Origin of the sequence: Micromonospora sp. NBC_00821 (assembly GCF_036347035.1) — a bacterium.
GTDB lineage: Bacteria > Actinomycetota > Actinomycetes > Mycobacteriales > Micromonosporaceae > Micromonospora > Micromonospora hortensis.
In genome coordinates this window covers 4,285,670-4,307,405 of the sequence record NZ_CP108880.1, presented here as the reverse complement: position 1 = coordinate 4,307,405, position 21,736 = coordinate 4,285,670, and the positions used below count along the sequence as shown (strand labels likewise).

General features: G+C 70.4%; 19 protein-coding genes. 8 read left to right on the top strand and 11 right to left on the bottom strand.

The features are described 5' to 3' along the window. The first annotated feature begins 2 nt into the window (after positions 1-2). On the top strand, positions 3-1,046 hold the full coding sequence (locus OHB44_RS19735) for a 4Fe-4S dicluster domain-containing protein (protein ID WP_330437813.1): 1,044 nt from the start codon (positions 3-5) through the stop codon (positions 1,044-1,046). Further along, entirely contained in the window at positions 1,043-2,008 is a 966-nt protein-coding gene (gene nrfD, locus OHB44_RS19730; protein ID WP_238682563.1) for an NrfD/PsrC family molybdoenzyme membrane anchor subunit, read from the top strand. Before OHB44_RS19735 ends, nrfD begins: the two co-directional genes overlap by 4 nt. Positions 2,009-2,095: 87 nt before the next feature. On the opposite strand, the gene OHB44_RS19725 is transcribed toward nrfD, so the two are convergent. The 8 genes from OHB44_RS19725 to OHB44_RS19690 form a co-directional block, all read right to left on the bottom strand. Continuing rightward, a complete protein-coding gene (locus tag OHB44_RS19725; protein WP_238682613.1) occupies positions 2,096-3,655 on the bottom strand; it encodes an OFA family MFS transporter in 1,560 nt (519 codons plus the stop codon). A gap of 232 nt (positions 3,656-3,887) precedes the next feature. Further along, positions 3,888-5,468, bottom strand: a complete 1,581-nt coding sequence (locus tag OHB44_RS19720) for an MDR family MFS transporter (protein WP_330437812.1) — start codon at positions 5,466-5,468, stop codon at positions 3,888-3,890. A gap of 78 nt (positions 5,469-5,546) precedes the next feature. Further along, positions 5,547-6,167, bottom strand: coding sequence for an acyl-CoA-like ligand-binding transcription factor (locus OHB44_RS19715; RefSeq protein WP_330437811.1), 621 nt, complete (start codon positions 6,165-6,167; stop codon positions 5,547-5,549). Between the two features lie 41 nt (positions 6,168-6,208). Next, complete coding sequence (locus OHB44_RS19710; RefSeq protein WP_330437810.1) at positions 6,209-7,069, bottom strand: alpha/beta fold hydrolase; 861 nt, start codon at positions 7,067-7,069, stop codon at positions 6,209-6,211. Further along, complete coding sequence (locus OHB44_RS19705; RefSeq protein WP_330437809.1) at positions 7,066-7,938, bottom strand: SDR family oxidoreductase; 873 nt, start codon at positions 7,936-7,938, stop codon at positions 7,066-7,068. The genes OHB44_RS19710 and OHB44_RS19705 overlap by 4 nt, the downstream gene beginning before the upstream one ends. Continuing rightward, positions 7,928-9,421 (bottom strand): flavin-containing monooxygenase, encoded by a 1,494-nt coding sequence (locus OHB44_RS19700; RefSeq protein WP_330437808.1) that lies wholly within the window; start codon positions 9,419-9,421, stop codon positions 7,928-7,930. Before OHB44_RS19700 ends, OHB44_RS19705 begins: the two co-directional genes overlap by 11 nt. Next, complete coding sequence (locus OHB44_RS19695) at positions 9,422-9,721, bottom strand: DUF4873 domain-containing protein (RefSeq protein WP_330437807.1); 300 nt, start codon at positions 9,719-9,721, stop codon at positions 9,422-9,424. It abuts the gene before it with no gap. Further along, positions 9,718-10,446: a TetR family transcriptional regulator gene (locus OHB44_RS19690; RefSeq protein ID WP_238682556.1), complete on the bottom strand. Its 729-nt coding sequence runs from the start codon at positions 10,444-10,446 to the stop codon at positions 9,718-9,720. Before OHB44_RS19690 ends, OHB44_RS19695 begins: the two co-directional genes overlap by 4 nt. A gap of 48 nt (positions 10,447-10,494) precedes the next feature. Here OHB44_RS19690 and OHB44_RS19685 point away from each other — a divergent pair, with 48 nt between their 5' ends. Continuing rightward, positions 10,495-11,385: an AurF N-oxygenase family protein gene (locus OHB44_RS19685; protein ID WP_330437806.1), complete on the top strand. Its 891-nt coding sequence runs from the start codon at positions 10,495-10,497 to the stop codon at positions 11,383-11,385. A gap of 67 nt (positions 11,386-11,452) precedes the next feature. Here OHB44_RS19685 and OHB44_RS19680 read toward each other — a convergent pair whose 3' ends face one another. Together OHB44_RS19680 and OHB44_RS19675 are read right to left on the bottom strand one after the other, a co-directional pair. Further along, the gene (locus OHB44_RS19680; RefSeq protein WP_266302218.1) at positions 11,453-11,959 is read right to left on the bottom strand and encodes a VOC family protein; all 507 of its coding nucleotides are present in this window, start codon (positions 11,957-11,959) and stop codon (positions 11,453-11,455) included. A gap of 92 nt (positions 11,960-12,051) precedes the next feature. Beyond that, positions 12,052-12,576, bottom strand: a complete 525-nt coding sequence (locus OHB44_RS19675) for a winged helix-turn-helix domain-containing protein (protein WP_238682553.1) — start codon at positions 12,574-12,576, stop codon at positions 12,052-12,054. 240 nt (positions 12,577-12,816) lie between these two features. Between OHB44_RS19675 and OHB44_RS19670 the strand changes: the two genes are divergently transcribed. Further along, on the top strand, positions 12,817-17,241 hold the full coding sequence (locus OHB44_RS19670; RefSeq protein ID WP_330437805.1) for a S8 family serine peptidase: 4,425 nt from the start codon (positions 12,817-12,819) through the stop codon (positions 17,239-17,241). A 73-nt stretch (positions 17,242-17,314) separates the two neighbouring features. Here OHB44_RS19670 and OHB44_RS19665 read toward each other — a convergent pair whose 3' ends face one another. After that, complete coding sequence (locus tag OHB44_RS19665) at positions 17,315-17,821, bottom strand: winged helix-turn-helix domain-containing protein (protein ID WP_238682551.1); 507 nt, start codon at positions 17,819-17,821, stop codon at positions 17,315-17,317. Between the two features lie 233 nt (positions 17,822-18,054). Between OHB44_RS19665 and OHB44_RS19660 the strand changes: the two genes are divergently transcribed. Genes OHB44_RS19660 through OHB44_RS19645 form a run of 4 tightly spaced genes read left to right on the top strand, consistent with a single transcriptional unit; the run spans position 18,055 to position 21,734 of the window. Then, a complete protein-coding gene (locus tag OHB44_RS19660) occupies positions 18,055-19,056 on the top strand; it encodes a phosphatase PAP2 family protein (RefSeq protein WP_330437804.1) in 1,002 nt (333 codons plus the stop codon). Between the two features lie 28 nt (positions 19,057-19,084). Next, positions 19,085-19,777, top strand: a complete 693-nt coding sequence (locus OHB44_RS19655; RefSeq protein WP_238682549.1) for a response regulator transcription factor — start codon at positions 19,085-19,087, stop codon at positions 19,775-19,777. Continuing rightward, positions 19,774-21,234 carry an ATP-binding protein gene (locus tag OHB44_RS19650; protein ID WP_330437803.1) on the top strand — a complete coding sequence of 487 codons (1,461 nt, stop codon included), beginning with the start codon at positions 19,774-19,776 and terminating at the stop codon, positions 21,232-21,234. Before OHB44_RS19655 ends, OHB44_RS19650 begins: the two co-directional genes overlap by 4 nt. Beyond that, entirely contained in the window at positions 21,231-21,734 is a 504-nt protein-coding gene (locus tag OHB44_RS19645; protein WP_330437802.1) for a hypothetical protein, read from the top strand. The genes OHB44_RS19650 and OHB44_RS19645 overlap by 4 nt, the downstream gene beginning before the upstream one ends. The last annotated feature ends 2 nt before the right edge of the window (positions 21,735-21,736 follow it).

Here is a 21,736-nt window from a genome sequence, read left to right as displayed (position 1 = left end):
CGATGCCCCACGCCAACGCCCTGTACGGGCCGCTGGACCCCGCGCCGGACGCCGGCTACGAGGACCCGCCGCCGCGGATGGGGTTCTTCACCGACACCAGCGTCTGCATCGGCTGCAAGGCGTGCGAGGTGGCCTGCAAGGAGTGGAACGGCGTCCCCGAGAGTGGGCTGGACCTGCTGGGCATGTCGTACGACAACACGGGCGCGTTGACAGCGAATTCGTGGCGGCACGTCGCGTTCGTGGAGCAGCCCCGCTCGGCCGGTTGGGCGACTCCGGCGTTCGCGGGGGAGCCGGACGGGCCGGCGATCAGCCCGGTGACGGCGGCGGTCGGCGCGCGTACCAGCACCGACACCGGAACGGACCCCGGCCTGGACACCGGCTCGCCCGCCGCGGCGGCCCGCATGTCGGGCGGCCCGGAGTTTCTGGGGATGCCGGGCGCGCAGCCGCCGGGGAGGGGCTCGGGCGCGGAGGAACGGACGGATTTCCGCTGGCTGATGATGTCGGACGTGTGCAAGCACTGCACCCACGCGGCCTGCCTGGATGTCTGCCCGACAGGTTCCCTGTTCCGGACGGAGTTCGGCACCGTGGTGGTGCAGGAGGACATCTGCAACGGCTGCGGTTACTGCATCTCCGCCTGCCCGTACGGCGTCATCGATCAACGCAAGGACGACGGTCGGGCGTGGAAGTGCACGCTGTGCTACGACCGGTTGGGCGCGGGCATGACCCCGGCGTGCGCGCAGGCGTGTCCGACGGAGTCGATCCAGTACGGGGAACTGGACGAGTTGCGGGAGCGGGCCGCCGCGCGGGTGGCGAAGCTGCACGAGCGGGGCGTGCCGGAGGCGCGGTTGTACGGGCACGACCCGAACGACGGCGTCGGGGGTGACGGCGCGTTCTTCCTGCTGCTCGACGAGCCGGAGGTGTACGGGCTGCCACCGGACCCGATAGTGACCACCCGCGACCTGCCGGCCATGTGGAAGCGTGCCGGCCTGGCGGCGATGACGATGGCGGTCGCCACGGCGGTCGCGTTCCTGGGCAGGCGGCCATGACCCGCGGCGGTGAACAGCTCACGGTGCCGCCGGCCGACTTCGCCTCCTACTACGGCCGACCGGTACTGAAGCCGCCGGTGTGGAAGTACGACATCGCCGGCTACCTGTTCACCGGAGGCCTTGCCGCCGGAAGTGCGCTGATCGGCGCGGGCGCCCAGCTGACCGGACGACAGGGACTGCGCCAGGTGGGCCGTTGGACCGCCCTCGGCGGCGTCGCCGCCAGCACGTACCTGCTGGTGCACGACCTCGGCCGGCCGGCCCGTTTCCACCACATGCTCCGGGTGGCCAAGGTGACCTCGCCGATGTCGGTGGGCACCTGGATTCTCGCGGCGTTCGGCCCACTGGCCGGTGTGGCAGCGGTCGCCGAGCTCGCACCGCTGCTTCCGCAGCACGGCGTGCTCGGCCTCGCCCGTCGGATCGCACCGCCCATCGGCAACGTCGCCGGCCTGGCCGCCGCGGCCACCGCGCCGGCGCTGGCCACGTACACCGGGGTGCTGCTCGCCGACACGGCGGTGCCGTCCTGGCACGACGCCTACCCGTCGCTGCCGTTCGTCTTCGCCGGCAGCGCGCTCGCCGCCGCGTCCGGGGTCGGACTGATCGCGGCACCGGCCGCGGAGACCGCCCCACTGCGACGACTCGCCCTGGCCGCCGCGGCCATCGAGTTCGGCGGAGGTCACCAGCTGGAGCGGCAGGGCCTCACCAGCGAGCCCTACACGCACGGGCGTAGCGGCCGGCTGGTCAAGGCGGGCCGCGCCCTGCTCGCCGTGGGCGCCGCCACCGCGCTGGTCAGCCGACGTAGCCGAGTCCTGGCGGCGATCTCCGGCGCGGCCCTCGTGGCATCGTCGATCGCCACCCGGTTCGGCGTCTTCGAGGCGGGACGGGTGTCGGCCCGCGATCCGAAGTACACGGTCGTGCCACAACGGGAGCGGCTCGCCCAGAAGCAGTCGGCGACCGGGCTCTGAGCGGATCGACGCAACGGAAGGCGCCCCTGCGAGGGGGCGCCTTCCGTTGCCATGTCAGAGAGGTCTGGCCGGGACGGCCGCCGCGGGTCAGCCGGTGAACAGCTTCGCGGCGGTGATGGCGGTCTGGACGATGCCGTACCCGAGGAGCACCGCGACCAGCAGCCACGACAACCAGAGCCGCCCGGTCTGGTTACCGACGCGCGGCGGCGCCGGCGGCTGGCTGTCCCGCCCGAGAGCGACCGGCTCGGTGACGGTGGCCTTCGCTACGGGCGAGGTCGGCCCTCGGTTCGGTTCGTGGAACCGCTCGGGCACGGAACGCACCAGCAGGTTCGCGATGAACCCGATGGCGAGGATGCCGACCATTGTGAACAGCGCGGGCCGGTACGCCGCAGCGGTGAGGGTGCCAGGCTTGCCCTGCGTGTCGAGGATCCCGTTGACGATTAGCGGGCCGGCGACACCCGCGGCCGACCAGGCGGTGAGGATCCGGCCGTGGATGGCCCCGACCTGGAAGGTGCCGAACAGGTCACGCAGGTAGGCGGGCATGGTGGCGAAGCCGCCGCCGTAGAAGGAGATGATCGCGGCGGCGATCAGCACGAAGACAGCGGTAGCGGAGTGCCCGGCCACGGCGAGGAGCAGGTACAGCACCATGCCGACGCCGAGGTAGACCATGTAGATGGGCTTGCGGCCGATGAGGTCCGACGTTGTCGACCAGACGAACCGCCCAGCCATGTTGAACAGTGACAGCACTCCCACGAAACCGGCCGCCGCCGTCACCGAGACCGTGGTGGCGGTCCCGTTGTCCCGGAAGAAGTCTTGGATCATCGGGCTGGCCTGCTCCAGGATGCCGATGCCCGCTGTGACGTTGCAGAACAGCACGATCCACAGCAACCAGAACGACCGGGTACGCACGGCGTTCGACGCGGACACGCTCGCCGTCGTCACCAGAGGCCGGGCGGCGACGCTCGCGGGGTCGAACCCGGCGGGCCGCCAGTCCGGGGCTGGAACCCGGACGTTGAACGGGCCGAACATCATGATCACGAAATAGCCGATGCCGAACGTGACGAAGAGCGCCACGAGGGCATGTCCCGACGCGACGGCGGCCGGGTTGTTGGGGTTGTAGCCGGAGTCGTAGAGGGAGAGCAGTTGGCGCGCGAGCGGGCCGGCGACCAGGGCGCCGCCGCCGAACCCCATGATGGCCAGCCCGGTGGCGAGGCCGGGGCGGTCCGGGAACCACTTGATCAGTGTGGAGACGGGCGAGATGTAGCCGATGCCGAGCCCGATGCCGCCGATGACGCCGTACCCGAGGTAGAGCAGCCAGAGTTGCTGGGTCGCGATGCCGAGCGCGCCGACCAGGAACCCGACGGCCCAGAAGCACGCCGAGACGAACATCGCGCGGCGCGGTCCGTTCCGCTCCACCCAACGGCCACCGACCGCCGCCGACGAGCCCAGCATGACGATGGCGATACTGAAGATCGCCCCGATTGCCGTCTGGCTGACGTCGAAGTGCGCGATGAGGGAGTTCTTGTAGACGCTCGTCGCGTAGACCTGGCCGATGCACACGTGCACGGCCAGTGCCGCGGTCGGGATGAGCCAGCGGCTGTATCCCGGGGGAGCGACAGTGTGCCGAGGATCGAAGACCGACAGCATGGGCATCGTCCACACCTCCTGCGGCTGAGTGGGCCGCGACGTTGCCGAGCTGTCCGACCCGGCAGTTGGCCGAGGGGCGCCGCCGCAGTGGCGGCCCGGCGCACGTCTGGCGTCAGCCGTTGACCGGCTCGATCTCACGTTACGTGGCAGCGGGTTCACACCATGTCGTTACCGAGAAACGCGAAAGCGGGGGCGGGCCAACCGGCCCGCCCCCGCTCTGCTGGCGTACGGCTCAGTGAATCGCGACCTTTGCGGCCGCCTCCTCCTGGGCGCGTCGTTCGTCCCCGCTCAGGGTGTGCAGCGGCTTTTCCTTGATGAACAGCACGACGATCAGCGCGATCAGCGCGATCGGCGCGCCGACGAGGAAGAGGTCAGCGGTGGCGATGCCGTACACGTCCTGCACGATGCGCAGCACCGGCTCGGGCAGGGTGGACAGGTCGGGCACCTCGGCGGAGCCACCGCCAGCGGTCGCCGCCGGGCCGAGGCGGTCTGCCGTCAGCGAGGTCACCCGACTTGCCAGGACCGCGCCGAGGGCGCTGACCCCGATCGCGCCGCCCATGCTGCGGAAGAACGTCAGCACGGAGGTGGTGGCACCGAGCTCGTGGGCCGGTACGTCGTTCTGCGCGGCGAGCACGAGGTTCTGCATGAGCATGCCGACGCCAACGCCCAGCACGGCCATGTAGATCGACAGCACGAGGACGCTGGTGTTGGCGTCGATGGTGCCCAGCAGCAGCATCCCGACGGTCATCACCGCGGCGCCGGCCACCAGGTACGCCTTCCACCGGCCGTACTTCGTGATGAGCTGGCCCGCCACCGTCGACGAGACGAGTAGACCGAAGATCATCGGAAGGCTCATCAGGCCCGCGACGGTGGGCGACTTGCCCAGCGAGATCTGGAAGTACTGGGACAGGAAGACGGTGCCGCCGAACATCGCGACACCGACCAGCACGCTGGCGATGGTGGCCAGGGAGACAGTGCGGTTGCGGAAGATGCTGAGCGGGACGATCGGCTCCGCCGCCCGCGACTCGACGACCACGGCCAGCGCCAGCAGAACCAGACCGCCGATGACCATCACTGCGGTCCAGCCGGAGGCCCAGTCGAACTTGTTGCCGGCCAGGGACGACCAGATCAGCAGCGTGGAGATGCCCGAGGTGATGAGCAGGGCGCCCAACCAGTCGATCTTCGCCTTGCGGCGGACGACCGGCAGGTGCAGGGTGCGCTGGAGCAGGGCGATGGAGATGATGCTGAACGGGACGCCGATCAGGAAGCACCACCGCCAGCCCAGCCACGACGTGTCGACGAGCAGGCCGCCGATGAGCGGACCGGCGATGGTGCCCACACCGAAGACCGCGCCGAAGATGCCGGCGTAGCGGCCCAGCTCACGCGGCGGGATCATCGCCGCCATGACGATCGTGGCCAGCGCTGTCATGCCGCCGGCGCCGATGCCCTGGACGACCCGGCTGAGCAGCAGGACCTCGACGTTCGGCGTGAAGCCCGCGATGAGTGAACCCACCACGAACAGTCCCAGCGACAACTGGATGAGCAGCTTCTTGCTGTACAGATCGGCCATCTTGCCCCACAGCGGCACCGTCGCCGTCATGGCGAGCAGTTCGCTGGTGACGATCCACGTGTAGACGGTCTGGCTGCCGTTCAGATCCGCGATGATCCGCGGAAGCGCGTTCGCCACCACAGTGGAGGCGAGGATGGACACGAACATGCCGACCATCAGGCCGGAAAGGGCCTGCAGAACCTCCCGACGCGACATGCGCGTGCCGACGGCGGCGGTGTCGGCGGGCGGGACGGTGGTGGTCATTGGCGCTCCCTTGTCGGGTTTGTGGCCCAGTGGCTGGCCCCGGAGCTGATGCGGCGGGGCGGGGCGGGGACCTGCGGGTCAGGAGGGGGACGGCGGATCCGGCAGGCCGGCGGCGATCGCGGCGAACGCCTCGTCGACGAAGTCGTGCAGGGGCCGGGCGTCGTCGCCGGCGGCCCAGCGCAGCATCGCGGTGCGGAAGGCGGCACCGGCGACAGCGACGACCAGCGGAGGGTGCCCGTGGTCGGGGCCGACGCCGAGGCGGGTGGCGACGACCGCGACCATGGCCTGCTCGGTCGCGCTGTTGCCGGCCACCAGTCGGGGCAGCAGCGCGGGGTTCTGGGCGATGACCGTCAGTCGCAGCCGCCACAACTCCCGGTCGGCCTGGATCGAGTCGACCGACTCGTCGAGGGCGACCCGCACTGCCTGCAACGCTGACACCTGCGTCGGGGCGGCTGCCAGTCGCGCCACGACCGGGTTGCCGTCGAGTGCCGGATCGTCGGTGAGGGCCTCGTCCTTGCAGGTGAAGTAGTTGAAGAAGGTCCGCGAGGACACGTCGGCGGCCTCGCTGATCTCTTCAACAGTGACGTTCTCCAGGCCGCGTTCGGCGACCAGCCGCAACGCGGCGGCGGTCAGCGCGGCGCGCGTCTGCGCCTTCTTGCGGTCGCGACGTCCGGGCGCGGCGTGGTCGGTGTCGGTCACGCCGGCGAGATTAGGAGCGAACTTGCACGGCCTGCAAGTTTTTAGACTGTGAAGTGATCTTCCTGACTCGTGACGGGGACGCAGTCCGAGGGATCCGGTCGTTCGGTGTGGGGCACCGCGCCGGTGGTCTCGAGGATGAGCGCGGCGACCAGGTCCGGGTCGTCGCTCATCGGCACGTGCCCGCAACGGGGCAGCGTCACCACCCGTGCCGCCGGCAGGCCGGCCCGGGCGCGCTCGGCCTGGTGGACGCCGAATATCCGGTCACAGTCCCCCCAGCCGATGGTCACCGGCACCGTCGCGTCGGACAGCCGAGGGCAGTCGAAGCGATAGTCGCGGGCGGCTCGGGCCACGGCGTTGAAGCCGACCCCGCGTCGCAGGGCGAGCGCGTCGCCCAGTGCGCGCTCGACATCCAGCAGCGTCGGGCGGGCCATCAGCGGCGCGAAGCACAACGCCCGTAGGTACGCCGAGCGCAGTGCGACCCGCATGACCGGTGTGGGCAGGTACGAGTTGGCCCGCAGCATCCGGAGGATGGCCAGTGCCCGGCGGCGCTCCGCCGCTGTGAAGAAGCCGGCGGGGGAGAAGGCGGTGACCGAGGCGACGGCCCCGGTGGTGGCAAGCTCCAGGGCGATCGCCCCGCCGAGGCTGTAGCCGGCGACGTGCGGACGCTCCAACCCCCACTCGGTCAGCGCCGGCAGGACCCCGGCCACTGTGGCGGCCATGTCGGCGGGCATGCCGGTGCCGGGCACCGGGGAGTTCCCGAAGCCGGGCAGGTCGAGCGCGATCACCTCGTGGTGGGCGGTGAGCCGGTCGAACACCGGCTCCCACGCCTGATGACGGTGACCGATGCCGTGGATGAGCACGAGCGGCTCTCCGCTGCCCGCACGCCGGAAATGAATGCTCATGACCGCTCTCCCACCGACGTCCTGCCGAAGGAACGCCCGAGCTGGCGTACCTCGTCTTCCATCTGGCCGACCATGGTCTGACCGCCGAACCGGGTGATCAACGCGTCCGAGAGGCCGCTCAGCACCACCGGCCGCAGCGCCTGCACCAGGGCGAGAGACCGTGGCACGTACACCTTGCGCTTGCGGCGCTCGATGCCGTGGAGCAGGGCGTCGACGCACTGCTCGACGGGCACGACGGTGGACAGCGGCCACGGCAACCGGCGCAGCGTGGTGCGAAACGACGGCAGGTCGTCACGGATGTCGCGGACCAGGTCGGTGTCGATCCAGATCGGATGCGCCGTGCCGACTGTGACGCCGCGGGAGCGGGTCTCCAGGCGCAGCACGTTGGCGAACTGCTCCACGCCGGCCTTCGACGCGCAGTAGGCGGCCATGCCGGGCATCGCCGTGAAGGCGGCAGCCGACGAGACGATCAGGACGTGGCCGCGGGCGGCGGTGACGTGAGGCAGCGCCGCGCTGACAGTGCGGATCGTGCCGCAGAGGTTCACCTCCACGGTACGGACCAGCGCGTCGACCGGCCCGACGGCGACGGTGCCGAGGTTCGCGATGCCCGCGTTGGCCACGACGACGTCGATGCCGCCGAAGCGGTTGATTGTGGAGGCCACCGCGGCGTCCAACGCCGCCTGATCGGTGACGTCACACTCGTACCAGTGCGCGTCGAGGTCGGCGCTGAGCTGTTCGAGCAGTTCGCCCTCCAGACCGACCAGGGCGACCCGGGCCCCGCGGGCGACGGCCTCGCGGGCCAGTTGCGCCCCGATGCCGCGCGCCGCGCCGGTGATGAGCATGGTCTTGCCCGCCAGGTCATAGCGCATCGGCGTGCTCCCGCTCCGATTCGTTGGGCGTGCTGCCGGTCGGGGCGATCTGATAGTCGGCCGGGCGGAACCGGCGCAGCCGCATCCGGAAGCTGGTGGCGAAGCCCGGCCAGATGGTGGTGTTGCGACCGGTGGTGTCGAGGTACCAGCTCGAACAGCCGGTCTGCCAGACGGTGCCGGCCATCTTCTGGTCGACCCGCTCGGTCCAGCGCCGTTGCGCCCGCGCGGTGGGCTCGATGGCCTGGATGCCAGTGGCCCGCATGTGACGCAGGGCCGAGAGCACCAGATGTAGCTGCGCCTCGATCATCAGCACCACCGAGGTGTGCCCGAGCCCGGTGTTCGGGCCGAGCAGAAAGAACAGGTTGGGGAAGCCGGCGATGGTAGTGCCCCGGTACGCGTGCATGCTGGGGGTCCACGCGTCGCCCAGGCTGCGCCCGCCCCGACCGTGGATGCGCCGTACGACGGGGGAGTCGGTGACGTGGAAGCCGGTTCCGAGGATGATCGTGTCCGCCTGGTGGTGGACGTCGTCGTCGGTGACGAGACCGTCCGGCACGATCCGGGCGATGCCGGCGGTGACCACGTCGACGTTCGGTCGGGTGAGCGACGGCCAGTAGTCGTTGGAGATCAGCACCCGCTTGCAGCCCATCGCGTAGCGGGGGGTGAGCTTCTCCCGCAGGATCGGGTCGGGAACCTGACGCCGAAGCGTACGCACTGACAGGCGCGAGGCGAGACGGTTGACCGCGGGGTGCAGGAAGCCCAGACCCATCGTTTCGCGTACCAGATAGAGCCCTGCCCGGGCGGCCCGCTGTGCGCCGGGCACGGTGCGGAACACGGCCTGCTCGACAGCGCTGATCCGGCGCGACATCCTCGGCATGATCCAGGCGGGGGTGCGCTGGAAGAGCGTCAGCTTCTCGACCGTCGGCTGAATCTGTGGCACGAACTGGATGGCTGATGCGCCGGTGCCGATCACCGCGACGCGCCGGTCGGTCAGGTCGTGGTCGTGCCGCCATCGGGCGGAGTGGAACACGGCGCCGGCGAACTCGTCGATCCCGGGCAGGTCGGGGACGGCCGGGTCGCTGAGCGGGCCGGCGGCACAGATCAGGACCCGGGCGCTGTGGTCACCGCCCGAGGTGCGCAGCAGCCAGCGTTGGCGCTGGTCGTCCCACCTCGCCTCGCGCACCTCGTGGCGCAACCGCAACCGCGGGCGTATCCCGAAGCGGTCGACGCAGCCGCGCAGATAGTCCCAGATCTCGGGCTGGCTGGAGAACGTGTTCGACCAGCCGGGGTTGGGGGCGAAGGAGAACGAGTAGAGGTGTGACGGGACATCGCAGGCGCAGCCGGGGTAGCTGTTGTCACGCCAGGTGCCGCCGACGTCCGCTCCCCGGTCGAAGACGAGGAAGTCGCTGAAGCCGGCCCGCTGGAGGCGGATGGCGGCGCCCAGGCCACCGAAGCCGGCACCGATGATGGCAACGTCTGTCTCCATTCACTCCTCCGTGAGCTCGGGCACGCGAGTCGGGTCGGCCGCTGGCGGCCAGGGCGGATCGCCCACACCGGTGATCCGTACGCCGCCCCACGGATCGACCTCGGCCAGTCGGGCCGCCCGGACGCGGTCGGCGATGCGCACCTCGACGTCGCGCCGGCCGGAGCGCAGCAGGTGGGCCACTCGTGGCTCGGGCTCGATGCGTCCGCCCCAGTGGAAGCGGCCGTCGACCGGCTCCCACCGCCCGCTGAGGTGCACCCGGACCGCGCTGCCCTCGACACCCGCCGGGCCGTGGTAGCTCACGGCACGATCCGCTCGTGGGCGCGGGTCAGCTCGTGCGGCAGGTCGGCGCTGGCCCGTACCCCCTCGATGCCACTCCACAGCAGAGCGGTCAGGTAGTCGGTGAGGGCGGCCCGGCTGATCGGCTGGCCGTGCGTGGTCCACCAGTCGCCGACCGCCTGCACGAAGCCCACCAGGCCGTACGCCCAGGGTTCGGCGGGACCGGCGTCCAGGCCCAGCGTGCGGAGCCGGTCGCCGATCACCCGGGCGAGCCCGGCGGCCACCTGCCGGCTGGTGCCGGCGATCACCTGGTGGATGCCGGGGTCGCCGGACTGGTGTATCAGGAACCGGTAGAGCCTCGGCTCCGACTCGATCACGCCCAGGTAGGCGTCGATCGTCGCCTCGACCAGGCCACGTTCCTCGCGGACCTGTTCGATGGCGGGCGCGATGGTGTCGACCATCCGGGCCGCTACCACCTCGCTGACAGCGACCCAGAGCTGCGACTTGTCGGCGAAGTAGCGGTACAGGACCGGTTTGCTGACGCCCGCGGCGGCGGCCACCTGTTCCATGTCGACCTCCGGCCCGTGCCGCAGCAGCGCCTGCACGGCGGCACCGACCAACTGCTGCCGTCGTTGCTCGCGATGGTCTGCCCAGCGGTCTCGGCGGCCGTTGCCCTTCGCCTTCGGACTGCCGTCGGGGGGCGTGGCCGGCGGGTCGGATGCATTGACATCGGTGAGCGGCAATTGCATGCTACTACTCGTAACAGTTACTGGTCGTCACGTCAATATGGAGGAGCCATGGAGGCGGCGGAAACCGGGCGTGCGGCAGTCGCCGAGCGACTGCTCACGTCCTCACTGCGGACCAGCTACGACCCCACCGTGGAGATCGACTGGGACGCCCCGCACACCCCCGGCGCCTACTGGCTCCCGCCGCGGCGCAGCAGCCTCTACGGCACGGCGCTGTGGGAGCAGCTCAGCGAGGAGCAGCGCGTCGAGCTGACCAAACACGAGGTGGCCAGCGCGGCCAGTGCCGGGCTGTGGTTCGAGACGATCCTCATGCAGATGCTGATCCGGGAGTACTACCGCGCCGACCCGACCAGCCGGCAGGCCCAGTACGCGTTGACCGAGGTCGCCGACGAGTGCCGGCACTCGATCATGTTCGGCCGGCTGATCGAGGCGATGGGTTGTCCGGTCTACCGCGCCAGCGCTGTGGACCACCACCTCGGGCGTTTCCTCAAGGCCACCGCCAGTGGCCCTCGGATGTACGCCGCGATCCTCATCGCGGAGGAGATCCTCGACGCGTTCCAGCGCGAGATCATGGCGGACGAGTCGCTCCAGCCGCTCATCCGGATGGTCTCCCGCATCCACGTGGTGGAGGAGGCGCGACATGTCCGGTTCGCCCGCGAGGAACTGGCACACGCGGTCGCGGCCACCGGTCCGGTCGGCATGGCGTACGCCCGACTGTTGGTCGGTCGCGCCGCCTCCACGATCGCCAACCGCCTGATCCATCCCGACGTGTACGCGGCGGTGGGCATTCCGCCGGCGGTCGGGCGGGCCGCTGGCCGCGCCAACCCGCACTGGCGTGCCACCCTGCGCTGGTCCGCGGCGCGGGTGCACGCCAACCTGGCGGACGTTGGCCTGGTGTCGGGGCCGGGGCGTCTGCTGTGGGCCCGGGCCGGGCTGATCTGACCCGTTGTCCCTCAGGGGGCGGCATGGGGCGGGCCGTCCCGGCCGGACCCCACGCCGCCCGTGTGGCTCACTCGCTGCGGGCGAAGCCACCCTTCGGCGCGATGATCTCCAGGTTCGTTCCGTCCGGGTCGTTGAAGTACGCGACCTCGGTGCCGACCGCCGCTGGCGGCTCCACCTCGCCCGACGCGAACGTGTACGGCTCTCCGAGGAACTCGAACCCGGCCTCGCTCATCCGGTCGTAGACCGCGCGCACGTCGTCCACGTGGAAGCACAGGTGCATCGAGCCGGGCCGGTTGGCCGCCACCTGGGCGGCGTCGCCGACCGGCTCCTGGAACTGGATCAGGTCGATCCCGAGGTTGTCGAGGTTGAACGTGGCGTACCGCAGCTTCGTCGTCGGCAACCCCTGTGACTGCGCGAAACCGGCGCCGTGCATGCTCTCGTCCCGAACGACCGGTTCCGCGCCGAGCAGGGCCTGGTAGAACGCGACCGAGCGGTCGAGGTCACTCACCGCGATCCCGACGTGCGCGGCCTTCTTCAGCCCGATGGACACGGTCGAGGGATTGGGGAATGCCATCCTGACTCTCCTTACCAGCGCTCTTCGTCGCCTGTGTTGATGCTGATCTTCCTGGCGTACCCAGGGCGAGATCAGTTCATGCGACGTTGCTGTCAGGCCCGCTCGACCCGCGCCTGCTGGTGATCGGTCAGCCGCAGCCCCACCCCTCGAACGACATCGATGGTGGCCCCGGTGCCCAGGTCGTGCAGCTTGCGGCGCAGCCGCTTGACCAGCGACTGCACGTCCGCCTTGCGTTCGCGCCCCTCGTCACCCCAGACCGACCGGTGCAGCTCGGCGTAGCTCCAGACCCGGGCCGGCTCGGTGATCAGGCAGGTCAGCAGGTCGTGTTCCAGGCGGGTGAGGTCGATCTCACGTTCCCCGCAGCGGGCGCTGGAGCGGGCCGAGTCGATCACCAGGGCGGCGACCGGCGTCGGCTCGGACGGGACGGCCACCTGCTGCGGTGCGGCGATCAGCCGGCGCAGCTCGTCGAGGTCGGCGACCAGCAGCAGCGGTGCGATGCCGTCGAGAAGCTCCGCGAGCCGGATGCGCTCGGCCGGCGACGGGGTCACCGCGATCAGCAGCGGGAACGGCTCGTCGGCCGGATCACCCCTGTTCACCGTTGCCTCGTCCTCGGCCACCGCACCACCCGGGATCGATGGGCATCCCTGCCCAGCTCTCGTCACGGTTCTGACAATGATTGGCAAGCGTGCCGCCAGCCGGGGCAACTCTTAGCGACAAGTTGCTCACGGCAAGTTCTTGATCGTCCGTTCTTCTCGATCATAGTGTCCACTCGGGCAACCGGCGTGACCCGCGCGGTGCATGGGGGAGGTCCACCATGGCCCATTACACCCTGGGTCGTTCTGAGGGAGGCAGCACCGATGTTCAGACGTCCACAATGGCGGCGCGCGGCCAGATCTTTGGTGAGCGCCGGCGCGGCGACGATCCTCGCCGCGACATGCTTGGCCACGATCAGCTCGGGCGCGCAGGCCGCGCCGGGCGGTGCGATGGGGGCGGGCGCCCAGACCGGGGACAAGATCCGACCGGAGCTCGCCAAGCAACTCCAGGCCAAGAGTGAAGGGGACTTCTGGATCCGGTTCAAGGACCGGGCGGACCTGAGCAAGGCCAGCGCCATCAAGGACTGGTCGAAGCGTGGCACGGCGGTGGCGGACGCGCTGCGCAAGACCGCCGCCGCGAGCCAGGGCAAGATCCGGGCCGACCTCGACAGCTCGGGTACCAAATACCAGACCTTCTGGGCCACCAACGCCATCAAGGTGAACAGCGGTTCGCTGGCGATGGCCCAGAAGTTCGCCGGGCACTCGGAGGTCGAGGGCCTCTACGCGCCGGTCGCGTACAAGGTGCCGGAGACGACCAAGGGCACCGACGAGAAGACAGTGAACGCCCTGGAGTGGGGCATCGCCAACATCAACGCCGACGACGTCTGGTCCCAGTACGGCGTCAAGGGCGAGGGCATCACCGTCGCGAACATCGACACCGGGGTCCAGTTCAACCACCCGGCGCTGGTGAACGCCTACCGGGGCAACAACGGCGACGGGACGTTCGACCACAACTACAACTGGTTCAACGCCGCAAACGCCACCGGGGCCTGCGCCACCGCCCCGTGCGACGGCGACGGCCACGGTACGCACACGATGGGCACCATGGCCGGCTCCGACGGCGCGAACCAGATCGGTGTCGCCCCCGGGGTCAAGTGGATCGCGGCGAACGGATGCTGCCCCAGTGACGCCGCTCTGGTCGAATCCGGTCAGTGGATGCTCGAACCGCTGGACCTCAACGGTCAGAACGCGGACGCGAGCAAGCGCCCCAACATCATCAACAACTCCTGGGGCACCCAGGATCCGTCCAACGAGCCGTTCATGGAGGACGTGACGAACGCCTGGACCGCGTCCGGGATCTTCGGCGCCTGGTCCAACGGCAACAGCGGGCCGGCCTGCCAGACCAGTGGCTCGCCGGGCAGCCTCGTCAGCAACTACTCGACCGGCGCGTACGACAGCAACAACAACGTCGCCGGCTTCTCTGCCCGCGGCGCCGGTCAGAACGGCGAGATCAAGCCCAACATCTCGGCCCCGGGCGTGAACGTCCGGTCGAGCATCCCGGGCAGCGCCTACGGCAGCATCAGCGGCACCTCGATGGCCTCACCGCACCTCGCGGGCGCGATCGCGCTGCTGTACTCGGCCGCGCCGTCGCTGGTCGGCGACGTCAACGCGACCCGCGCGCTACTCAACGGCGCCGCGATCGACAAGGCCGACGACCAGTGTGGCGGCACCGCCGCCGACAACAACGTCTACGGCGAAGGCCGGCTGGACGCCCTCGCGTTGCTCAACGCCGCCCCGACCGGCGACATCGGCACGCTGACCGGCACTGTCACCGACGCGACCTCCGGCGCCCCGATCGCCGGCGCGACGCTGACGCTCACCGGCGCGTCCGAGCGTGAGCTGACCACCGGTGCCGACGGCACGTTCTCCAGCCAACTCCCCATCGGCGACTACCAGGTCGCCGTCGCGGCGTTCGGGTACGCCAGCACCACCAAGACGGCAACGGTCGCCAAGGGCGCCACCACGACGCTCAACGTCGCCCTCACGGCGGTGCCGAGTGTCAACGTCACCGGAGCGGTCACCGACGGCTCCGGCCACGGCTGGCCGTTGTACGCGAAGGTGACAGTGACCGGCGTGTCCGGTGTCTACGACTACACCACCCCGTCGAACGGCCGCTACAGCATCAAGCTGCCGGCCGGGCAGACGTACACACTGAGGTACGAGCCGCAGTACCCGGGCTACCAGACCGTCACCAAGGAGGTCGTGGTCGGCTCGGGAAACGCCACCGCCAATGTCGCCGTGCCGGTGGACAGCAGCGTCTGCACCACCGCGCCGGGGTACACGACCGGCTCCGACGGTGAGTACGAGACCTTCGACGCCACGACCACGCCGGCCGGCTGGACAGTCGTCGACAACGCTGGCAGCGGTCAGGTCTGGACGTTCACCGACGACGGCGACCGGGGCAACCTGACCGGCGGCACCGGCAACTTCGCGATGATCGACAGCGACAACTACGGTGCCGGCACCAGCCAGGACACCTCCCTGGTCAGCCCGGTGGTCGACCTGACCAGCGTCACGGCCCCGGTCATCCGGTTCAACCAGGACTTCAACCAGCTCAACGACGACACCGCCGACGTGGACCTGAGCATCGACGGCGGTGCCACCTGGACCAACGTGCTCCGGCAGGAGACCGACGTCCGGGGACCGAAGCTGACCGAGATTCCGATCCCGCAGGCGGCCGGCCAGGCGCAGGTGCAGGTTCGGTTCCACTACTACGACGCCTCGTACGAGTGGTGGTGGGAGGTCGACAACGTCCTGATCGGCAGCCAGGTCACCTGCGTGCCTGTCGACGGCGGTCTGGTCGTCGGCAACGTCCGCGACAAGAACGACGACAGCTACGTCAACGGCGCTACCGTCACCAGCAAGGACCGGCCCGCCGAGAAGGCCGTCACAGTGGCGACCCCGGACGACCCGGGGCTGGCCGACGGTTTCTACTGGATCTACTCGTCGCTCACCGGCGAGCACCCGTTCACGGCGACCGCCGGCAACTACGTCAGCCAGACCAAGCCTGTCGACGTCGAGGCCGACTGGGCGACCACCGCGAACTTCCAGCTCGCGGCCGGTCGACTGGCGGTGACGCCGACGCAGCTGAGCGCGACGCTCCAGATGCCCAACGGCAAGACCAGCAAGTCGTTCACGGTGACCAACACCGGCGGCGCTCCGGTCGAGGTCAAGTTCGGTGAGCGGGACAACGGGTTCGAACTCCTGCGGGCGGACGGCTCAAAGGTCACCCGCCAGCAGGTGCTCGGGTCCAGCGGCGCGCCGGAGCAGCGGCTCACCGTACCGACGTCGTTCGCCGCCAAGGCGTCCGGCAAGGAGGCCAAGGCCGCTGCCGCGGCGGTCGGCCCGCAGGCGGCGCCGTGGACCGACATCGCCAACTACCCGGCCACGATCATGGACAACCGGGTGGTGAACCTGGACGGCAAGGTGTATTCGCTCGGTGGCGGAGACGGTGAGGCCTCCACCACCAAGAACTACGCCTACGACCCGGCCGCGCAGACCTGGACGGCTATCGCCGACCTTCCCGGCGCTCGCAACGCAGTGACAGCGGGCGTGGTGAACGGCAAGATCATTGTCAGCGGCGGCTGGGGCGACGCCGGCCCGGACTCCGCCACCTGGTCCTACGACCCGGGGGCAAACACCTGGACGGAGCTAGCCGACAACCCGGCACCGCGGGCCGCGGCCGGTCAGGCCGTCGTCGACGGCAAGCTGTACGCGGTCGGTGGCTGCACGACGGCGGCCTGTCTGCCGATGTCGAACAGCGTCGTCCGGTACGACCCGACCGCTGACACGTGGGAGACGATGGCCAACTACCCGAAGTCGGTGGCCTTCGCCTCCTGCGGCGGGATCGACGGCGTCCTCTACTGCACCGGCGGCAACGACGGTTCCGTCGCGCAGAAGTCCAGCTACGCCTTCGACCCGGGTGCCAACACCTGGACCGCCGTCGCCGACGCGCCGGCCGACAACTGGGCCAGCTCGTACGCCGTCGCCAGCGGCAAGCTCCTCGTCGTCGGTGGCTCGCAGGGTGGGGCCATCAGCAACGCCGGCTTCGCCTTCGACCCGGCCGCCGGTTCGTGGTCCAACCTGCCCAACTCCAACACCGCGCGGTACCGCGGCGGCGCGGCGTGCGGCTTCTACAAGATCGGCGGCTCGTCCGGCAGCTTCAACGCGGCTCCGGACAGCGAGGTGCTCCCGGGCTTCGAGGGATGCTCCGAGTCGGCGGCCGACGTCAGCTGGATGACCATCGACAAGTCGGCGGTCACCCTCGCACCGGGTGCGAAGGTCACTGTCACCGTCGGTCTGACGGCGAACGTGGACCAGCCGGGCACCTACTCCGGCGCGGTCGCGATCTCCGAGAACACCCCGTACTCGGTGGCGCCGGTCGCGGTGACCATGACCGCGAACCCCCCGAAGACCTGGGGCAAGCTCATGGGTACGGTCACCGGCACCAGCTGCCAGGGTGCGACAGCGCCGCTCACCGGCGCGGTCGTGCAGGTCGACTCGTGGGCGGCGTCGTACACCTTCGCCACCGACGCGGAGGGCAAGTACGCCTACTGGGTGGACCGCCGCAACAACCCGCTCACGATGATCGTGGCCAAGGACGGCTGGAAGCCGCAGACCCGTCAGACCAGGATCGACACCGCCACTCCGACGGTGGAGAACTTCGGGTTGGCGCCCATCAAGTGCTGACGCCTGAGCACTAGCCGAAGAGATCCGGCCCGCCTGGTCCCCGACCAGGCGGGCCGGACCGCGTCCGGGGTGATCAGACGGGAGCGAGCCGGAAGCCGACGCCGCGTACCGAGTGGATCGTCGCCGTGGCGTTGAGACTGGCGAGCTTGCCACGCACCCGGCGGATCACCGAGTGCATGTCGGAGCCCCGGCCGAGGTGCCGGTTGCCCCAGACCTCGAGGTGCAGGCGCTCGTAGGTCCAGACCTGACCGGGCGCGTGCACCAGGCAGAGCAGGACGTCGTGCTCCAGCCGGGTCAGGTCGATCTCCTGGTCGCGCCAGCGCAGCACCCGGCGGTCGGAGTCGACGGCCAGATCCGGTGGTGGTGGCTGTGGGCTCGGCGCCACCTCGGCGAGCGCCACAGCGGTCGGGGGAGCCGGGGCGGGAGGTGCCTCGACCACCCCGAGGAACTCTCGTGCCTGGTCGACTGTCGAGACGATCAGGAAGGCGTCACTGCCGCCGAGCAGCCGGGCCAGATGTCGCCGCTCGGCCGGCGAGGATGCGATGCCGATGACCAGGCTGGCCACTGGAATTCCCTGCATGTGCCAACACCTTCCGGTTCCCCAACTCACTCCGGATGGATTTTTCGCGCCGCCGACCGAAACATCGATCGGCGTCCTGACCCTAGTGGTGGCTGATCTCGGCTGGGTAAAACATAGTTGCATGTAAGCATGTGAATCCCACGGCGCCGTTCAGCCCACCCGGCTCCACCGCCGACGATCCGCTTTTCCGGAAGCGGTGGGGGTGGTTGTGACAGAACCAAGACAATCCGAGCATGGGGTACGGACCTTCCGGGGCGAGCATGGTCGCCATGTCCATCGGATCGTTGTACTCCGTCGGGCGGTCGACGCCCGGTCCGGCGCGACCGCTACCCCACGCCCGCGCGGCGGTGCCGCTGGGGCTTCGACTGCTCGTGGCGGCGCTGTCCGGTCTCGTTGCCCTGACCCTCACCGCCGCCGTCTTCGTGCGGACGTACCCCGGGCAGTGGCTGGACGGCGTGCTCCTGCCGCGCGCCGAGCGGGGCGGAGGGTACGAGCAGCAGACAGTGCTGGTGGGCCCGGCCAAGAGCGTGCTGGCGACCTTCGGCAGCCCGAGCCTCATCGCGGCCCTGCTCGGTGTGGTGCTGCTGGTGGGTGTGCTCCGCCGGCGGCTGGTGGCGGGGGTCGTCGGTGTGGGCCTTGTCGTCTGCGCGGTGCTGCTGGCCGGCGCGGTGAAATCGGAGCTGCCCCGCCCGGATCTCCAGATCCTGAGCTCCACCACTCACAACAGCTTCCCCAGCGGCCATGTCGCGGCGGCGACCGCCCTGCTACTGGCGTTCATGCTGGTCCTGCCCGGGTGGGCCCGGCGCTGGCTGGCGGCGCCGGGCGCGGCGGGTGTCTCGGTGATCGCCTCCGCCACGATGATCGCGGGCTGGCACCGGTTCAGTGACGTGCTCGGTGGCGTACTGCTGGGGGTGACAGTGTTCTGCCTGGCGGCGGCAGCGTTGGCGACCTGGTCCGACGGCCGCGACACGACCGGGGGTTCGGACGGTGGCAGCCTCTGGCGCAGGCTGGCCGAGGCGGGGGTCGGGCTGGTCGTCCTGGTCTGGGCGCTGCTGGTGGTTGTTCCCGGTCTGGCCGCGTCGGTGCAGCGCGGCCTGTTGATCGCCATTGTGGCCGCGGCCGCGTCGACGATGTTCCTGGTGGGCGCTGTGGTGTTCCTGGTGCGTTCGACGGATTTCGCGGTGCCGCTCTCCCCGCGGAGCCCCACGCAGCCACCGCCAGCGACCGAAACCTGAAAGATCTCATGATGGGATACTTGACGACATGTCCCAGGTGCTGTTGATCGAAGACCACCAGACGGTGCGCGACGGACTGCAGTTGGCGCTCACCCGACAGGGCCACACCGTGCATGCCGTGGGCACCGGTGAGCAGGGGTTGGAGCGGCTGCGCACGACCCCGTCCGATGTCGTGGTCCTCGATCTCATGCTGCCCGGGATGGACGGGTTCGAGGTCTGCCGCCGGATCCGGCAGCTCGGCGACCTGCCGATCATCATGCTCACCGCCCGCAACGACGACATGGACGTGGTCGCGGGCCTGGAGGCTGGCGCCGACGACTACGTGGTCAAGCCCGTGCAGGCCCGGGTGCTGGAGGCGCGCATCCGCGCGGTGCTGCGCCGGACCGGTGGCGACTCGCGGCGCGGCGGCGAGCGGACCGGCCTGGAACAGCACGGTGAGTTGACCATCGACCGGGCCGCGCTGGTGGTCAGCAAGGACGGGACGCCGGTCAGCCTCGCCCCGACGGAGCTGCGGCTGCTGCTCGAACTCTCGCACACGCCGGGCCAGGTTCTCAGCCGCCAGCAACTGCTGGAGGCCGTCTGGGAGCACGGCTATCTCGGCGACTCGCGACTCGTGGACGCGTGCGTCCAGCGGGTACGCGCCAAGATCGAGGCCGATTCGTCGGCACCGGTCTACATCCAGACCGTGCGTGGTTTCGGATACCGGTTCGGGCCGCTGTGACACAGTGGCGCCGGGTCGGCGCATGGGTCTCGGGTCTACGGGTCCGGCTCGTCCTGGCGTTCGCGCTGCTCGGCGTGACCACGACGGTGGCGGTGGCTGGTGGCAGCTACTTCCAGGCTCGGACCGTCATCCTCCAGCAGGCGCAGGACGCCGCGGTGATGTCGCTGACCGACCAGCTCACCAAGGTCTACCCGATCGCCCAGCTGCCGCCGACCCAGGACGACCTCGAAGTGTTGGCCCAGCGCCTCAGCGACCGGGAGAGCTTCGCTGTGGTCGTGTACCGGGACATGCGGGCACAGGGCGGCTCCGAACTCGCCGACCCACTCACCCCCGAGCTGCGGCAGGAGGTCCGTGACGGTCGCATCGCCTGGCAGCGGGTCTCACTCGCCGGGGAGCCCGCGCTGCTCATCGGTACCCAGTTGGCGCTGGAGCGCCCGGACGGCACGTCCCGCCCGTCCGGGGTGGAGGTCTACTCGGTGCGCAATCTCGTGCCCGAGCAGCAGAGCATCGACCAGCTCGCCACCAGGGCGTGGTGGACCGGCGGGTTGTCCCTGATCCTCGCCGTCCTGCTGGCCCTGCTGTCCGCCCGCGGCGTCCTGCGACCCGTCCGCGACCTCAGCCGGGCGGCGCGCCGCCTCGGTGAGGGCGACCTGAGCACCCGGCTGACGGTCCGGGGCGCCGACGAGCTGGCGGATGTGGCACGGACCTTCAACGACACCGCGGGCACGCTGGAGCGGCAGGTCGGCGAGCTGCGGCGGTTGGAATCCGACGCCCGGCGCTTCGTTGCCGACGTCTCGCACGAACTCCGGACGCCGCTGGCCGCGATGACGGCGGTCACCGACGTGCTCGACGAGGAGGCGGAACACCTGCCAGGGGACGCGGGCCGAGCCGCCCGGCTGGTCAGCCAGGAGACGCAGAACCTCACCCAACTGGTCAACGACCTCATCGAGATCAGCAGGTTCGACTCCGGCACCGCGCGGCTCGCCCTGGACGACGTGGACGTGGCCGCGGCGGTGACAGCGACCCTGCGGATCCGCGGGTGGCTGGACCGGGTACGAACGGAGTTGCCACCCGGCATCGTGGCCCGACTCGACCCCCGCCGACTGGACGTCATCGTCGCCAACCTGGTCGGCAACGCCTTCCGGCACGGTGCCGAGCCGGTGTCGGTGCGACTCGGCGCCGACCCGGACTGGGTCACCATCGAGGTGGCCGACCGGGGGCCCGGACTGGACGCGGAGGTGTTGCCGCACGTCTTCGACCGCCTCTACAAGGCCGACACCGCGCGAACCCGCTCCGAGGGCAGCGGCCTCGGCCTCGCCATCTCCTGGGAGAACGCGCGGCTGCACCGCCACGGCGAGCGTCGGGGGAGTCTCGTCGCGAGCAACGGCACCCACGGCGGCGCGGTGTTCACCCTCCGCCTGCCCCGCGAAACGGCGGACACCGGAGGTGCCCGGTGACCGGCCGACGAACGGGCCGCGCACTGCTCGCCGGCGGACTGCTCCTGACGCTGCTCGCGGCGGGCTGTGGGGTACAACCCAGCGCTGTCATCACCGGTCGCCCGCCGATCAGCGGCCCCGCCCAGGGCACCTGGCTCTACCTGCTCGCCCAGGGCGAACTGGTGCTGGTCCTCCGCCCGGTCAACACGGCCCCGTCGCCCGCCGCCGCGCTCTCGCTGCTCGCGGCCGGTCCGCAGGAGAACGAACGCGCCCAGGATTTCACCAGCGACGTTCCGGCCGGCCTCGACCCGGTCACCGTCACGGCGGGAGCCGGTCAGGCCGGTGACCTCACGGTGCGGGCGAACATCGCCGCGCAGGCGTTGTCAGCGCACGCGGTCGACCAGATCATCTGCACGACGGTCGCCGCCGCGGCGCAGGTCAGCGCGACGAACACCGCCACCACCGTCGCCATCGTCGGTTCGGACGGCGCCCGAGGGCCCCGGGCGTGCCCGATCAGGTGACC

Bases quoted from the DNA above. Each gene is read 5' to 3' on its own strand.
- OHB44_RS19735 (WP_330437813.1), top strand. From the start codon at position 3: ATGCCCCACGCCAACGCCCTGTACGGGCCGCTGGACCCCGCGCCGGAC.
- nrfD (WP_238682563.1), top strand. From the start codon at position 1,043: ATGACCCGCGGCGGTGAACAGCTCACGGTGCCGCCGGCCGACTTCGCC.
- OHB44_RS19725 (WP_238682613.1), bottom strand. From the start codon at position 3,655: ATGCTGTCGGTCTTCGATCCTCGGCACACTGTCGCTCCCCCGGGATAC.
- OHB44_RS19720 (WP_330437812.1), bottom strand. From the start codon at position 5,468: ATGACCACCACCGTCCCGCCCGCCGACACCGCCGCCGTCGGCACGCGC.
- OHB44_RS19710 (WP_330437810.1), bottom strand. From the start codon at position 7,069: ATGAGCATTCATTTCCGGCGTGCGGGCAGCGGAGAGCCGCTCGTGCTC.
- OHB44_RS19705 (WP_330437809.1), bottom strand. From the start codon at position 7,938: ATGCGCTATGACCTGGCGGGCAAGACCATGCTCATCACCGGCGCGGCG.
- OHB44_RS19700 (WP_330437808.1), bottom strand. From the start codon at position 9,421: ATGGAGACAGACGTTGCCATCATCGGTGCCGGCTTCGGTGGCCTGGGC.
- OHB44_RS19690 (WP_238682556.1), bottom strand. From the start codon at position 10,446: ATGCAATTGCCGCTCACCGATGTCAATGCATCCGACCCGCCGGCCACG.
- OHB44_RS19685 (WP_330437806.1), top strand. From the start codon at position 10,495: ATGGAGGCGGCGGAAACCGGGCGTGCGGCAGTCGCCGAGCGACTGCTC.
- OHB44_RS19680 (WP_266302218.1), bottom strand. From the start codon at position 11,959: ATGGCATTCCCCAATCCCTCGACCGTGTCCATCGGGCTGAAGAAGGCC.
- OHB44_RS19670 (WP_330437805.1), top strand. From the start codon at position 12,817: ATGTTCAGACGTCCACAATGGCGGCGCGCGGCCAGATCTTTGGTGAGC.
- OHB44_RS19665 (WP_238682551.1), bottom strand. From the start codon at position 17,821: ATGCAGGGAATTCCAGTGGCCAGCCTGGTCATCGGCATCGCATCCTCG.
- OHB44_RS19660 (WP_330437804.1), top strand. From the start codon at position 18,055: ATGGGGTACGGACCTTCCGGGGCGAGCATGGTCGCCATGTCCATCGGA.
- OHB44_RS19655 (WP_238682549.1), top strand. From the start codon at position 19,085: ATGTCCCAGGTGCTGTTGATCGAAGACCACCAGACGGTGCGCGACGGA.